Raw genomic sequence first — 14,074 nt, forward strand, 5'->3', positions numbered from 1 at the left:
ACGGTGCGCACCGGGCTATGGACTACTTCGGCGCCTGGGCCGCTCGTCGGACGTTCACCTCGATCTGACTCCGAACGGCGACGCACCGGTGAACATGCTGTCGCCGGCATCCCATCGATCCAGTGTCGGGATCGCGCAAGACCGAGAGGCATCCAATGAATCGCCAGCACTCCAAAACGGGCTCGCTCACCGTGACGGTGTTCGTCTTCCCGGGGGTGCGGCTGCTCGATGTGACGGGTCCCATCGAGGTGTTCGCGTCGGCGAACGAGTTCGGCGGGCACTATCGGGTGCAAATTGCGTCCGAGGACGGCGCGGAGGTGATCACCTCCGCCGGGACCCGCCTCAGCGCCGACCTTTCCGTCGATGACGTACGTGAGCCGTGCGACGTTCTGGTGATCCCGGGCGGCCCGGAATGGGAAACCCTGATCAAGGACGACGCATTCTTGGATGTTGTCCGGCAGCTGAATGAGAAGGCCCGCTGTACGGCATCGGTGTGCACGGGAGCGTTTCTGCTGGCCGCGGCAGGACTACTGGATGGCCGTCGCGCCACGACGCACTGGCGGCACTCACGGCAGCTGGCCCTGCGTTTCCCGTCCGTTCAGGTCGAATCGGACGACATCTTCGTGCGGGACGGGCACATGATGACATCGGCAGGTGTCAGCGCCGGTATCGACCTGTCCTTGGCGCTCGTCGAAGATCACTACGGTGCGGAGGTCGCTCGTGCGGTTGCCAAGGACATGGTCGTCTTCATGCAGCGGCCAGGTGGCCAGTCCCAGTTCAGCGTCCGGTCCCGGGCCCCGCACACCCGGCACGAGATGCTCCGCGGAGTCCTGGACGCGGTCGCCGAGAACCCCGGGGCCCACCACACGCTGCCGGCCATGGCCCGCAGGGCAGGCGTCAGCGTCCGTCACGTGACCCGGCTCTTCTACGAAGAGGTAGGAACCACTCCGGCCCGCTATGTGGAGCAGGTCAGGCTGGAAGCTGCCCAGGTGATGCTGGAGACGGGTGACGACCCCATGCCAGTAGTGGCGCAACGCACAGGATTCGGCTCACCCGAGTCGCTCCGCAGAGCGTTTGTGCGACACCTGGGTGTGACACCTGGTGCCTTCCGGGCCAGTTTCCGGACGACCGGCGCGGGCACGAACGATTCGGTGTCCGAGGCGGTCGCGCCGTAGTCGAAGCACAACGGGCCGATGGCGGTGCAACTGTCTCAGGTCACCTCAGCGCCGAGATCCGGTACAGCAGATGACAGATGATGTCCTCGTCGCCGGAGGATGCGCGGGCGGTGACCTTCAAGCGGTGCCGGTGCCGGCTCGACCGCGTGGGCCCCGACGGCGCCGACCGCGCCGCTGATCAGCAAACTCTGCCCACCGCGCTCTGCCCACCGCGCGCTCGGCGGCGTTTGGATGAGCCGGCTCGGTGGCCGGCGCCGAGGCCTCTCAGGGATTCGTCCAGGCCTCCGGGTCCTCCGTCAGGCACAGGACCTCGTCGGGCAGCTTGGCCGCGGCCACGTCGGCCAATGTGACCTCGCCCAGGATCTTGCGGACGTTGGCGCGTACCGCGATCCACAGCGGCAGGAGCGACTCCGCCGGGCCGGTGTAGGAGAGCTCGGGCGGACGCACGCCCCGCACCGACACCAACGGTCCGTCCGCCACGCGGATCACGTCGGCGATGGCGATCGTGTCGGCCGGGCGGGCCAGCCGGTAGCCACCCTTTCCCCCACGCTGGCTGACCACCAGTCCGCCCCGGCGCAGGTCGCCCAGAATGCCCTCGAGGAACTTGTGCGGGATGCCCTGCGCCGCGGAGATCGTCTCGGCCTTGAGCGAGGTGTCGTCACCCACCGCGGCCAACTCCAGGACCGCCCGCACCGCATAGTCCGCCTTGGCCGAGATTCGCATGCCCCGATTATCCGTCACTGCCGCGTCCGCCCGTCACCGGCTACGCCCGCTTTCAGGAAGGGAGCGCGAAAGCGGGATGCCCGCCATTGAGGAAGTACTCTCCGACCTCGCGCAGTCGATGGCCGACCGGCTCCCGCAGTGTGTGTGCCCGGGCATCGCGCCAGAAGCGGTCGAATCCGTGCCGCGAGGAGGCAGCCCGGGCGCCGATGACGTCCAGCGCACGTGTGGTGACCTCCTGCGCGGCCCGGGAGGCGGCAACCTCGGCCGCGCTCGCGAGTACGGCGATCTGTGCGCACTCCTCGTCGTCGAGCCCTTCGCCCCGGTCGAGGCCACGCACCAAGGCCTCGACCGCCTGGTCGGCGAGAGCGGACGCGGAACGTACGGCCACGGTGAGTTCCCCGTAAACGCTCAGCACATACGGGTCCTGCGACGGACTGCCCGGCCAAGGTTGTTGAGTGGACTGCTGCCAGGAGGAGTTCGCGGACCTGCGGTATTCGCGTGCTTCGGCGAGCAGGCCCTCGGCGACGCCGAGACAGATCTGGACGGAGACCAGACGTGCGGTCGGGGCTGCGAGGCCGGCGAAGGGTGACAGCACGCCCTCATCGGAGGAGAGAGAACCGAACACGTCGTCGGTCGCGACCGGCACCGAGTCGAAGTCCACGCTGCCGCCGCCCGCCAGCCGCTGGCCGAAGGTGCTTCCGTCGGTGCCGTGCAGAACTCCTGGGTGGGTGGGATCGACGAGGACGGCCAAGGGCTCTCCGGTACCGGACCGAGCGGCGCGCACGACCAGTTGGTCGGCGACCCTGGCTCCGACGGCATGGCTCTGGTGGCCGTCCAGCACATAACCGTCCCCGGCTGGCGTCAGCGTGAGCGGCAGTGCCTGCGCCGCGACGCCGCCTCCCCAGCACCACTGTCCCGCCGCTGACGCCCGCTCGACGCGTGCGGCCAGGGCAGGTCTCGCGAAGAACCGGGCGCTGGAGGACAGGAAATAGTGGCTGCCGAGCAAGTGGCCGATCGAACCGTCGGCCGCCGCGATCGTCCGGACGACGGCGTAGGCCGTGTGCCAGTCCGCGCCTGCGCCCTCGTGTTCGGCCGCTGCCAACAGCGTCAGCAGCCCCGCCTCACGTAGCCGCGCGACCTCGTCGAAGGGCTCTTTGCCGGCCTGTTCACGCTCGGTCGCATCCGTGGCCAGATCGTCCGCCATCTCCCGGGCCGTGCGCAGCCAGTGCGCGTGCCCGGCTCCTGCACCGGTCGCCTCAACCGCCACGGTCACGCGTGCACCCGCTTCACGGAACAGCGCGTGACGCTACCGCTCTTTGCCTCGCCCGACGTGTAGGCGCACGCCGCCGGCCGACGGACGCGTGCGACGAGATGGACCGGCCGTTCGAACTCCAGGCAGGCCAGGCCGAGTTCGCCTCCGTCCGCTTGCGGGACGGGGACGGGACACCGGACGGATGGCGCTGTTGCGCCATCCGTCCCTGCCTCACCCTCGCGAACCGGCTGCAGAGAGTGCACGGTGGTGCGCGAGAAGCCGGGCGGAGTGGCCAAGTCCTGTAGTGCGATGGTCATGGCGGTCTTTCTTTCAGGAGCCGAACAGAACGCGGTGCCGGAGGGCCCCTGCACCCCGTAGGACGGTGCGGGCGTGGCACCGACAACGAGGGGCATGCCGTCATGCTCACCCGCCCCGTCCGCCGGCGTCAACACTTCCCTAGTAAATCGATAGGGAAACTAGGGAAACTGCCGGCTCTGGCCGATTCCCGCTCCCGGGTGGCAAGTTCGCGATGCTGAGCGGTCGGCTCGTCGTCCCGGACCGGGGGGCCGTTGCCCGGGGATCCCCTTCTACGGCACGGGCAGGGCCCAGGCCGGCCGCTCGTCCGGGGCGCCGGGCATCACGAAGCGTGCCCGGGAGCCGTGCGCAGGCAAAAGCCCACTCCCCACTGAGTGGTGAGCAACTCGGCGGCGCGGGGGCCGAGTTTACGGCGCATGCGATGGATGTGCAGGTCCACGGGGCGGCTGCGGCTGCCGACCCATTCGCCCAAGCCCGCGCGCAGGTCGTCCCGGGAGACCACCCGGCCGTTGCCGCGCAGCAGCGTGGTGAGCAGCCGGAAAGCAGGAACCCGGCCTGCGCGCTGCCACCCGCCGCCACCACGACGCCTTCGTCGACGTCGCCCGACGCGTGCTCGCCCTGTACGCGCGCGTGCTCGGCCTTCCGGCGGACACCTTCCCGCTCGGCAACGACGTGTACACGACGGTCGTGGTCAACAACTACCCCAAGTGGCCGTACGACGGCGATACGCCCACGGAGGACAAACTGCTGCTGGAGCACTCCGACAGCTCCGCCCTCACCGTGCTCCATCAACGCGGCGAGTACGCCGGACTGCAGGGCCGGCGCCTCGACGGCACCTGGACCCCCGTACCCATCAGGCCGGACGCTCTCCAGCTGTTCACCGGCACGCTGCTGACCAACTGGACCGACGGGCGCCTGCGCCCCGGACGCCACCGTGTGGTCGCCGGCGGCTCGGCGACCCGCCGCTCCTCAGCCGTCTTCGTCCACCCGGCACTCGACACGGTCGTCGAACCCTTGGCCGCCTTCGCCGACCCCGACGGCTCCGATTTCGAGCCGGTCTCGGTGTGGGAACGGGCCAACGGGAACGTCGAGGAGTATCTGAGGGTGTTCGGCCGCCCCGACCAGCTCGCGGCCTGGCGCGAGGGACGTCCGTACGTCGCCGAAGTCGCCTCCTGAAGGACAGAGAGTCCTCTGCATGTGGAAGGAGAACCGCCAATGAACGCACTCAGCACCGCCGAGTCCCTGCGCAGCACCCCCGAAGGCCTTCTCTGGGAGCCCAGCGAACGCTGGGTCCGCGGCCGCAAGGGCGACGTGACGGTCGTCGACAGCCGGCACCCCGTTCTGGTGTGGGAGCCCGGCGTGCCCGTGCCGCTGTACGCGTTCCCGCGCGAGGAGGTCCGCGAGGACCTGCTCCGGCCGGCGAAGAACCCGCCGACCGGCACGCACACCGGCTCGCGTGTCTTCTACGACCTGGAGGTCGCCGACGAGCTGCTGGAGAACGCGGCCTGGACATTCCCCGCACACGACCTCGCCGGCCACATCGCCTTCGAATGGTTCCAGCGCACCGGCAAGGGCCTCGACAGCTGGTACGAGGAGGACGAGGAGATCTTCATCCACCCCCGCGACCCGCACAAACGGGTTGACGCCCTGCCCAGCAGCCGCCACGTCCAGGTGGAGATCGCCGGCACCGTCGTCGCCGACACCCACCGTCCGGTGCTGCTCTTCGAGACCGGCCTGCCCACCCGCTACTACATCCCCCGTGAGGACGTCCGCCTCGACCTGCTCACCCCCACCGACCACCACACCGGCTGCCCCTACAAGGGCACCGCCGAGTACTGGTCCTGGCACGGCAAGGCGGACGTTCCGCCCAACGTCGTGTGGGGCTACCCCGTGCCGCTGCCCGCGGTGGCCGCCGTCAAGGGGCTGCTCGCCTTCTACAACGAGGCGGTCGACATCATCGTGGACGACGAACGCCTCGAACGCCCGGTCACGCACTTCAACAAGACGCTGTCCTCACGCTCGGCGCACTGACGGCTGCGAGGATCGTCCGATCAGTCCCGCCGGCCCGTCCGCCGGATCCTCCGGGAGCGCCCGCCTGGAGGGGGCGGTCCGTGCGGCCAAGGGCTTCCTGAGCAGCGTCCTGGCCTCCGAGGCCCCTCTCCCGCCGGCCTCCGAGGCCTGGCAGGAGGGGGACCCTCCCGGGCGGCGCTGGTGGCACTCCCTGGGGCGGTCGACTCCGACCGCCTCCACCCCCTCGCCCAACAGGCCGAGCCGGCCACGCTCATCCCCACCGCCGACCGGCTGCGGGTGATCGAGTCTGCCTACGGCCACGATGGATTCCTCATCGAGACACAACAGGTCGCAGGGCTCGTCCACGAACTCGTGGCCCACCGTGAGTACGGCCGCCGCCGCTGTCCGGCCCAGCCCGCCCCATCGCCACTGCCCGCGCGGTCAGCCCCGCCTCCAGCCCCGGGACCGCCGTGCTAGCCGCTGTTCTCCCCTCCTCTCTCGTGGCCGGGCCGGGCGCAAGCAGCCAGGGCCGGCTGTTCGGGTGCGGGCCGGGGAACCGTCCGGCTGCTGTGCCGTCGGGCCGCGCGCCTCGGCCGCCCGAGTGTGACGCCCACCAGGACGAGGGCCAGTCCGCACAGTTGCTGAACCGTGAGGGCCTCTCCGGCGACCGCCGTGCCGAGCAGGACGCCCGTCATGGGGTTGAGAAGTCCGATGAGACCGACCGTCCCCGCCGACAGGTGCCGCAGGCCGGTGAACCAGGCGACGAACGCCAGCGCGGTGGCGACCCCGGCGACGTAGCCGAACGCGAGGAGTGCGGGCATGGAGAGCTGGGGCGGCGCGCCCTCCGCGGCTGCGGCAACCGGGAGCAGGAAGAGACCTCCCGCGGTGAGTTGCCAGGACGTCGAGGCGAGGATGTCGACTCCAGCGCCCCACCGCTTGGCCAGCAGGTGGCCGAAGGACGACACCAGCATGGCGGCGACCGAGGCGAGCACTCCTGGCACGCCCACTCCTCCCGTGCCTGTGAGCAGCATGAGGCACACCCCGCCGAGTCCGATCGCGGCGCCGACCAGGTGCGCGGCCCTGGGCCGCTCGGACACCAAGGGCCAGGCGATGAGCATCATCGTCAGCGGGGAGACGGCCATGACGGTCGAGGCAACGCTCGTCGGCAGCAGATGTGAAGCGACGTAGACGAGGACGAAGAACACGCTCATGTTGAGGAGCCCGAGCACCGCGGACCGCCACCACCACGCGCCGCGCGGCCACTGCCTGCGCAGGGCCAGCAGGACGAGGCCGGCGGGCAGCGCCCGAAGGGCGGCCCCGTACAGCGGGTGGTCGGCGGGGAGGCATTGGTGCGTGACGAAGTAGTTGGTCCCCCAGGCGACCGGCGCGACCGCGGTCAGTCCTACCCAGCGCAAATTAGCTTCCACGGAAGACAATATATCTTCCCTGGAAGCTATACGCTTGCGGTCATGGAACATCGCCAACCGCCGGACCGCGTGGCCGGCATCCAGGCCGACTGGCGCCGTGAGCGGCCCGACCTCGACATCACCCCCCAGGCAGTGATCGGCCGCCTGCACCGCCTGGCGGGTCGCCTCACCGAAGAACTTTGTCTGGTCTACGGCCACTACGGACTCAGCGAGGGCGAGTTCGACGTCCTGTGCGCACTGCGCCGCGCGGGTGAGCCCTTCGAACGGGCGCCCGGTGAACTCGCCGCGCACACCATGGTCACCACCGGTGCCATGTCGAAGAGGATCGACCGCCTGGAGCGGGCCGGACTCGTCACCCGCCGGCGTTCCGACGACGACCAGCGTGGACGGATCGTCGCCCTCACCCGCCCCGGACGCGAGCTGATCGACCAGGCATTCACCGATCACATGCGAAACGAGCGCCGTCTACTGGATCTGCTGACGCCCGACGAGGCCACGGCACTCGAACCGCTGCTCACCACCTGGCTCTCGCGCATGGAGCACCTGCGCGGCCCGGGCAACGACTGAGGCGCCACCCCGCGGTATCCGGGCGCGGCGGCCGGCGGCGAGACGCTGCGGTGTGCTCTTCCCCCTGGTTGGACCGGTGCGGCTCTCATACCTCCCGACCCAGGCCGGCCCAGAGCGCACGTTCCACATGCGTCCGCGGGATGTGCGCCACCCAGCACTCCGGGTGGCCGGGCGGTGTGCCACGGGGTTTCTCCGGGGGCTGCCCGACTTCCTGCCGGAGCAAGAGTGCCGGAACGCTCCACAGGCAGCAGCCGACAGCAAACAGCCCTGGGGACAACTGGGCCATCAGTTCGGTCCATCACTGCCTGCGTGACCGGGACACCGCACACCATGCGACCGGACACCTCTCGGTCCGGTCCAGTCCGAGAGGTGTCCGGCACAACAGGTCGCGCGCCGTAGGCGTGGGAGCCTGTCTTCCGCGCCGTTGGAGGCGGCACGGTCAGCGGAAGGCTGATGCCACGAGACCCTTCTGCTCGTCGGCATGCCGCCGGGCAGAGCCCACGGCGGGGGCGGGGGCCTGCGGTCGGCTGACGCATCCAATAGGACGGTTTGCCAGCCGGTGCACTTGTGGCCCCACGAAGGACCATGCCCCTTGGTTCGCTGGCTCCTCCTGCACCCATCGCACCTCGGCATCGGCGGGGAATCGGGCGAGTTCCGCGCTGAGTTCTTCCTGCGGGAACGGGTAGAGACGCTCCACGCGGACGATCACGGTGTCCGACAGATCCGAGCTCCGCCGGTAGGCGTCCAGGTCGTAGAAGACCTTGCCCGAGCACACCAGCACGCGCCTGATCCGGGCGGCGTCCACTGTCTCATCCGGTATGACCGTACGGAACGCGCCCGTGGTGAGCTCCGTCAGCGTGGAGGTGGCTGCCTTCGACCGCAGCATCGACTTCGGAGTGAAGACGACCAGTGGCCTTCTGTGCTCGTCGAGCGCTTGCTGCCTGAGCAGATGGAAGTAGTTGCCCGGCAGGGAGGGCATGGCGACGGTCATGTTCCGCTGCGCGCACAGCTGAAGGAAGCGCTCGATCCTGCCGGAGGAGTGGTCCGGCCCCTGCCCCTCCAAGCCGTGCGGCAGCAACAGCGTCACCCCGGAGCGCTGCCCCCATTTCTGTTCGGATGACGAGATGTATTCGTCGACGACTGTCTGGGCGCCGTTGGCGAAGTCGCCGAACTGGGCCTCCCACAGCACCAGAGCATCGGGCCGCGCCAGCGAGTAGCCGTACTCGAAGGCCAGCGCCGCCAGTTCGGACAACATCGAGTCGTAGGGTGCGAAGCCCGCGGCCTGCGCGCCGAGGGAGCTCAGCGGCGTGTGCTCCACGCCGGTGCGCCGGTCGATGAGCACAGCGTGCCGTTGTCCGAACGTGCCGCGGCGGGAATCCTGCCCGGCCAGCCGCACCGGAACGCCGTCCAGCAACAGGGAGCCGAGGGCCAGAGTCTCTGCGGTAGCCCAGTCGATCGTTCCCGCATCCAGCATCGTGGTACGCCTCTGGAGCTGCGGCAGAACGCGCGAGTGCACGGTGAAGCCTTGCGGCAGAGCGGTCTGGGAAGCGATGACGTGCCGGGCGGTCGCCTCCGTGATCGCGGTCGCCACCTCAGGGGCGGCTCCCTCCTCGGCGTCCATGGGATTGACGGGCTTCGGGGAGTCGGGCACCGACAACGCCCGGGTCTCGGCGAAGGCCCGCTCAAGGTGCCCCTGGTAGTCCCGCAGCGCGCCTTCCACCTGCCGCTCGCCGATGTCCCCTCGGCGGACCAGCGCCTCGGCGTACAGCTTGCGCACCGAAGCCCTGACGTCGATACGGTCGTACATCGCGGGCTGCGTGATGGATGGATCATCGACCTCGCTGTGCCCGTGGCGCCGGTAGCAGATCAGATCGACGACGACATCCTTGTGGAACGCCTGACGATAGTCGAAGGCCAGCCGCCCGACCCGGGCGACGGCCTCGGGGTCGTCTCCGTTGACGTGGAAGATCGGGGCCTCGACCGTCCTTGCCACATCGGTGGCGTATGTGCTCGAACGGCCGTTGGCGGGCGAGGTCGTGAAGCCGACCTGGTTGTTGATGACGATGTGAACCGTCCCGCCGGTGCGGTAGCCGGGCAGCTGTGACATGTTCAGCGTCTCGGAGACCACGCCTTGACCGGCGAATGCGGCATCGCCGTGGACGACGATCGGCAGTACAGGGAAGGCTTCGCCACCGACTGCGGCCCGGTCCTGCTTGGCGCGCACCACTCCCTGGGCCACCGGTCCCACGATCTCCAGATGCGAGGGGTTCGCCACGACCGAGACGGCGATCGTACGGCCGTCCAGGGCACGGTAAGTCCCTTCCGCGCCGAGGTGGTACTTCACATCGCCGGATCCCTGGACCGACCGAACGTCTACCGCATCTTCGAACTCATTGAAGATCTCTGCGTAGGACTTGCCGATGATGTTGGCCAGAACATTGAGTCGGCCTCGGTGTGCCATACCGATGACCGCCTCCCCCACCCCGTGCCTGATGGAGCGGAGCAGCAGGCCATGGAGCAGCACGATCGCCGACTCGCCGCCTTCGAGCGAATACCGTTTCTGGCCCACGTACTTGGTCTGCAGGAACGTCTCGAAGGCCTCTGCCGCGCCCAACCGGTAGAGAATCTGCAATTGTTCGGCGCGGTCCGGCCGGGGCTGCGGCGATTCGATCCGCTGCTGGACCCAGCGACGTTCCCGGGAGTTCTGGATATGCATGTACTCGGCGCCGACGGTCCGGCAATAGGATTCCTGCAGGACATTCAGCACGCTGTGAAGAGTCATGGTGACCTGCCCGGCGAACCCGTCGACGACGAACTCTCTTTCCAGGTCATCTTCTCGGAGCCCGAATGCCATGATGTCGAGCTCCGGGTGTGCAGCCACCGGCTCGGTGGTGAGCGGGTCGGTATCAGCCACCAAGTGCCCGCGCACTCGATACGCGTGGATGAGCGCGGCAACGCGGACCGCCTTGATCGCCGCCTCGTCCGTACAGTCATGCGCAGTCGTCGTGGCCTTGCGCGCCTGCGGAACGGCCGCAGGGGCCGGGGAGGCGAAGAACTCCCTCCATGTCTGGTCGACCGAACCGGGATCGTGCAGGTACCGCTCGTGCTGTTCCTCCACGAGCCATTCATTGAGGCCGAATTCCAGCCCATGGAGCACCGGCTCCCCGGCGCGTGATTGCGACGCCACTGTGTGGATCGCCTTCTTTCCTCACTCAGAACTGCCGATGGCGGACTCGGCCGGACTGGCTGGTCATCCCCCATCGTGCACAGGGAATTCGCTGTCACTTCGCATCCAATGGGAGGCGAATGCATCCGACCGTGTCGCACCATCGAGGCTATGACATCGCGGGAACCGAGAAAGCACTCGAATATGCCATAACGGCGTCACATCAGGACATTGCACGAAGGCAGGTCGTTTCCTCAGACGTCAGGGGCCGGATTCGGCCCGGTGCCAGGGTGCATCGGGGCGGGTCGGCGTCGACTGGGCGGCGAGGCGGAGGGCGTACACGTACCGCTTGTGGTCGGCGACGGGTCCGACGAGAGGCCCACCTGGATCGAAGAGGTCAGCGGCAGCAGGCTGCCGGGCCTGCTTGGCTTCCCTAAGGGGCTGGCCGCCGACTTGGACGCGGTCACGGCCGGCTTCACCAGTGAAGAGAGCTCGTGCGACGCACGGAGCAGGCCCATCGGCGAAATGAGTTGTCAGCCCTCGTCGTGTGCCAGCGTCAGATCGAAGGCGTCCTGGCGGGTGGCGTCGAGGGTGAGGGGCGTGGCTTGGGCCGGGTACCCCGCGGCTACGACGGTGTAGTGGTCGCCATCGAGATTGGTGAAGGCATAGGAGCCGTCCTCGGCGGTGAGCGTGATGCCGACGACGTCGCCCGCCGGGTCGAGGAGGGTGACGCGGGCCTCGGGGATCGGGCGGCCGTCGGTGGTGGTGCGGACGGTGCCACTGAGCATGGTTGCCACGTCGAGCCGCAGGTCCGGCTCGACGGGCCCCCGGCGCGCGTGGCCGGCGACGGGCCGGCGGCGCGTGTGCCTCGCGGCATGGCGTAGGGAGTACCCGGCCACCACCACCCAGGCGATGACGAGTAGCGCATAGAGCACGACGGCCATCCAGATGAACAGCTCCGAACTGGTCCGCGCCGCGAGGGTGCTGGTGGCCGTCACACAGGCGCCGCCCGGGAAGATGAAGGACCACCACGTGGGCGCGAAGGGCAGCCCGGACCGGACCGTCCGTGCGGTCAGCCCTGCGGCGAGCGCCAGCCACAGCATGGCGAAGCCCCACACCACAATTCCGCCCAGCAACGCGAAGACCGCGGTGCCGCGCGCGTACGGCGCGGGCAGCGCGCTCGGCGCCACAGCGGCCAGCGCGCCGAGTGCCGTCACCGACTGGCCCAGCGCCCCCAGGCCGATCCACACCGTGGGCACCACCGTCCCGCTGGGCGCGTCGTGGTGCACCAGCCGGCCGTAGATCATGGCCAGCACCAGCAGCGCCGCGACCAGGCCGAGCCCGAGCATCGCGTAGCAGCCCAACAGCAGGGCGAGCCGCAACTGCCCGGCCGGCGCATAAGGGACAAGCAGCGCCCCCGTCGCGGCGGACACCATCGGCGGCACCACCGGCATCAGCCAGCCCCCGAACGCCGCGTCCGGCGCGAAGCGGTGCCGAGTGACCATCAGATAAGGCACCGCGCACGCCGTGGCAAGACCGAGGACAGTACCGAGCGACCACAGCACCCAGTCCACGGCCAGCGCCGCCTCGAGCCCGATCATCCGACGGCCGAGCAGCAGCGCCCCGGCGCCCACCGTGAGCAGCGCCATCGGCGGCGCGCCGAAGAACTGGGCCATCACCGGATCAGCGGCGTGCAGCCGCAGCGCCCGCTGCCGGAGGTAACGGACAGCCAGCAGGATCAGCAGCAGCGCGGCGCCCATCCAGACCACCGTGGCGGCGGTCCGCAGCCCGTGGAAGCTCCGTGGCAGGGTGGCCGCCGCGTTGGCGACGATGCCAGTGCCCATCACGGCCGCGAACCAGCTGGGGCCGATCGGCGGACGCGTCATCTTGTTTGCCGCCGTAGGCGACAAAGGACGGGCAGACAAGGAAAAAATCATGACTCAAACCGTATGTTGGGTTGGGTCAGCACTGACGATCATGTCCTGATGCAAGGGGCTCATGGCACATATTGAGCGACCGTCACAGTGCACAACCCCGGGGGCCGACCCCGTCGGCCGCGACCGTTGATCTGCTGGACCGGGTCACCCGACCGGTCAGGTGCGGCCGCGGGGCTGCCGGAGCGGGTGCGCACCGCGTACCGCGGGCTCCGTCTCATTTGGGTGGACGGCGGCACCGGCATGCTCGTCGAGTGGGCCCGCAACACGCTCCGTCTCACGCTCGAGATCGCCGCCGCGGTCACTCCCGGTCGACGGTCGCGGCCCGGCGTTCCCGATGACCGGCGCTTTCGCTCGCCGACCGCGGTGCGGGCGGGCATCCGCAGGTGCCAGGCAGTTGCTGAGCGGCCTTCCTGTCAATCGGCCTGCACATCGCTCTGACTGGGCTGCCGGTGACTCAGCGGCTCGACCGCTGCGCCGCCACGATCACGCCCATGGTCGGCTCTGCCCCCGCCAATCGCTGAACTCGCTCCGAGAATCCCGGGAACTGCGACGCGATCTTGGTGAGGAGCCTCAGTTCGAGCGGCGCGACGTTGATCTCGGCGACATCGCGCTCGATCGCCCGCATCACGCCCTTGACGACCCGCTCCGGCGAAACGGTGCGTACGCCACCGGGTGTCGGTGAACCCGTCTTTGCGAACATCCCCAGGTCGCGTACGAAACCCGGCTGGACGATCGAGACCCCCACGCCCGTGGCATGCAGGTCCTGGCGGAAGGACAGCGAGAATCCCCGAAGCCCGAACTTCGTCGCGGTGTACATGGAGGACGACTTGGTGGCTGCCATCCCTGACAGCGACCCGACGAAGCAGATGTGCCCGCGCGCCGCCGCCACCATCTCCGGAGCGAGCAGGCGCGCAAGCATGGCGGGGGCGCGCAGGTTCACCGCGAGCGCACGATCGATCTGCTCCGGCGTGTAGTCCAGCACATCGCCGCTGGAGGGCAGGGCCGCGTTGGCGATGAGGATCTGCGTGCCGGCGGCCTCCGCGGCGAGGCGCAGCACGTCGTCCGGATCAGCGAGATCGGCGAGGATGATCCGGGCACCATGGCGTTCGGCGAGTGGTTCCAGCGCCTCGCGGCGCCGACCCGTGAGAATGAGATCCGCGCCCCGGGCCGACAGTTCGGCGGCGAGCGACCCGCCGATGCCGCCCGTGACTCCGGTAAGCAGAACGGTTGCCCCAGCAATGTGCACGACTACCCTCCGGTCCTGTTCGTTCGAACGAACAATAGGGAGGACGGGTGGTCCTGTCCACCGCTGGTCTCACCGAAGAGTCCGAATCGGCGCAGAAGTTGAGAGGGCGTCAGTCCCACCGACGGTGCCGCGGCGTCCTACGCCATCAGGTGCACTGCATGGACGTCATTCGGGTGCGCATTCAGCGACATCTACGTGAGCCGGAGAGCGACGGCAGCGCAGTCCCCCGTCACCGCCACGTCGCAGCGAGCCGGGA

General features: G+C 69.2%; 13 protein-coding genes. 5 read left to right on the forward strand and 8 right to left on the reverse strand.

What is annotated here, in order from left to right:
* The first annotated feature begins 155 nt into the window (after positions 1-155).
* Positions 156-1,175 carry a GlxA family transcriptional regulator gene (locus tag ACIBK0_RS42020; RefSeq protein ID WP_399092454.1) on the forward strand — a complete coding sequence of 340 codons (1,020 nt, stop codon included), beginning with the start codon at positions 156-158 and terminating at the stop codon, positions 1,173-1,175.
* Positions 1,176-1,439: 264 nt separating this feature from the next.
* Here ACIBK0_RS42020 and ACIBK0_RS42025 read toward each other — a convergent pair whose 3' ends face one another.
* From ACIBK0_RS42025 to ACIBK0_RS42035, 3 genes are all read right to left on the reverse strand, one after another.
* Positions 1,440-1,898: an RrF2 family transcriptional regulator gene (locus ACIBK0_RS42025; protein ID WP_399092457.1), complete on the reverse strand. Its 459-nt coding sequence runs from the start codon at positions 1,896-1,898 to the stop codon at positions 1,440-1,442.
* Positions 1,899-1,950: 52 nt separating this feature from the next.
* A complete protein-coding gene (locus ACIBK0_RS42030) occupies positions 1,951-3,171 on the reverse strand; it encodes an acyl-CoA dehydrogenase family protein (protein ID WP_399092460.1) in 1,221 nt (406 codons plus the stop codon).
* A 616-nt stretch (positions 3,172-3,787) separates the two neighbouring features.
* Entirely contained in the window at positions 3,788-4,000 is a 213-nt protein-coding gene (locus ACIBK0_RS42035; RefSeq protein ID WP_399092590.1) for a winged helix-turn-helix domain-containing protein, read from the reverse strand.
* Between the two features lie 74 nt (positions 4,001-4,074).
* On the opposite strand from ACIBK0_RS42035, the gene ACIBK0_RS42040 reads away from it, so the two are divergent.
* From ACIBK0_RS42040 to ACIBK0_RS42050, 3 genes are all read left to right on the forward strand, one after another.
* The gene (locus tag ACIBK0_RS42040) at positions 4,075-4,641 is read left to right on the forward strand and encodes a 2OG-Fe(II) oxygenase family protein (RefSeq protein ID WP_399092463.1); all 567 of its coding nucleotides are present in this window, start codon (positions 4,075-4,077) and stop codon (positions 4,639-4,641) included.
* A 39-nt stretch (positions 4,642-4,680) separates the two neighbouring features.
* Positions 4,681-5,496 (forward strand): DUF427 domain-containing protein, encoded by an 816-nt coding sequence (locus ACIBK0_RS42045; RefSeq protein WP_399092466.1) that lies wholly within the window; start codon positions 4,681-4,683, stop codon positions 5,494-5,496.
* 180 nt (positions 5,497-5,676) lie between these two features.
* Positions 5,677-5,952, forward strand: coding sequence for a hypothetical protein (locus tag ACIBK0_RS42050; protein WP_399092469.1), 276 nt, complete (start codon positions 5,677-5,679; stop codon positions 5,950-5,952).
* On the opposite strand, the gene ACIBK0_RS42055 is transcribed toward ACIBK0_RS42050, so the two are convergent.
* A complete protein-coding gene (locus ACIBK0_RS42055) occupies positions 5,949-6,902 on the reverse strand; it encodes an EamA family transporter (protein WP_399092471.1) in 954 nt (317 codons plus the stop codon). The genes ACIBK0_RS42050 and ACIBK0_RS42055 overlap by 4 nt on opposite strands.
* 42 nt (positions 6,903-6,944) lie before the next feature.
* On the opposite strand from ACIBK0_RS42055, the gene ACIBK0_RS42060 reads away from it, so the two are divergent.
* Positions 6,945-7,469 (forward strand): MarR family winged helix-turn-helix transcriptional regulator, encoded by a 525-nt coding sequence (locus ACIBK0_RS42060; protein ID WP_399092474.1) that lies wholly within the window; start codon positions 6,945-6,947, stop codon positions 7,467-7,469.
* 85 nt (positions 7,470-7,554) lie between these two features.
* On the opposite strand, the gene ACIBK0_RS42065 is transcribed toward ACIBK0_RS42060, so the two are convergent.
* From ACIBK0_RS42065 to ACIBK0_RS42080, 4 genes are all read right to left on the reverse strand, one after another.
* A complete protein-coding gene (locus ACIBK0_RS42065) occupies positions 7,555-7,755 on the reverse strand; it encodes a DUF6059 family protein (RefSeq protein ID WP_399092477.1) in 201 nt (66 codons plus the stop codon).
* Between the two features lie 153 nt (positions 7,756-7,908).
* Complete coding sequence (locus ACIBK0_RS42070) at positions 7,909-10,656, reverse strand: multifunctional oxoglutarate decarboxylase/oxoglutarate dehydrogenase thiamine pyrophosphate-binding subunit/dihydrolipoyllysine-residue succinyltransferase subunit (RefSeq protein WP_399092480.1); 2,748 nt, start codon at positions 10,654-10,656, stop codon at positions 7,909-7,911.
* 512 nt (positions 10,657-11,168) lie between these two features.
* Positions 11,169-12,521 (reverse strand): carboxypeptidase regulatory-like domain-containing protein, encoded by a 1,353-nt coding sequence (locus tag ACIBK0_RS42075; protein ID WP_399092483.1) that lies wholly within the window; start codon positions 12,519-12,521, stop codon positions 11,169-11,171.
* Between the two features lie 505 nt (positions 12,522-13,026).
* Positions 13,027-13,818 carry an SDR family NAD(P)-dependent oxidoreductase gene (locus tag ACIBK0_RS42080; protein WP_399092486.1) on the reverse strand — a complete coding sequence of 264 codons (792 nt, stop codon included), beginning with the start codon at positions 13,816-13,818 and terminating at the stop codon, positions 13,027-13,029.
* Positions 13,819-14,074: the final 256 nt, after the last annotated feature.

Origin of the sequence: Streptomyces sp. NPDC050564 (assembly GCF_044457265.1) — a bacterium.
In the GTDB taxonomy this organism is placed as follows: Bacteria; Actinomycetota; Actinomycetes; order Streptomycetales; family Streptomycetaceae; genus Streptomyces.

What these genes read in the sequence shown, in the direction of transcription:
- ACIBK0_RS42025 (WP_399092457.1), bottom strand. Translation starts at nt 1,898, where the DNA reads ATGCGAATCTCGGCCAAGGCGGACTATGCGGTGCGGGCGGTCCTGGAG.
- ACIBK0_RS42020 (WP_399092454.1), top strand. Translation starts at nt 156, where the DNA reads ATGAATCGCCAGCACTCCAAAACGGGCTCGCTCACCGTGACGGTGTTC.
- ACIBK0_RS42060 (WP_399092474.1), top strand. Translation starts at nt 6,945, where the DNA reads ATGGAACATCGCCAACCGCCGGACCGCGTGGCCGGCATCCAGGCCGAC.
- ACIBK0_RS42075 (WP_399092483.1), bottom strand. Translation starts at nt 12,521, where the DNA reads ATGACGCGTCCGCCGATCGGCCCCAGCTGGTTCGCGGCCGTGATGGGC.
- ACIBK0_RS42065 (WP_399092477.1), bottom strand. Translation starts at nt 7,755, where the DNA reads ATGGCCCAGTTGTCCCCAGGGCTGTTTGCTGTCGGCTGCTGCCTGTGG.
- ACIBK0_RS42045 (WP_399092466.1), top strand. Translation starts at nt 4,681, where the DNA reads ATGAACGCACTCAGCACCGCCGAGTCCCTGCGCAGCACCCCCGAAGGC.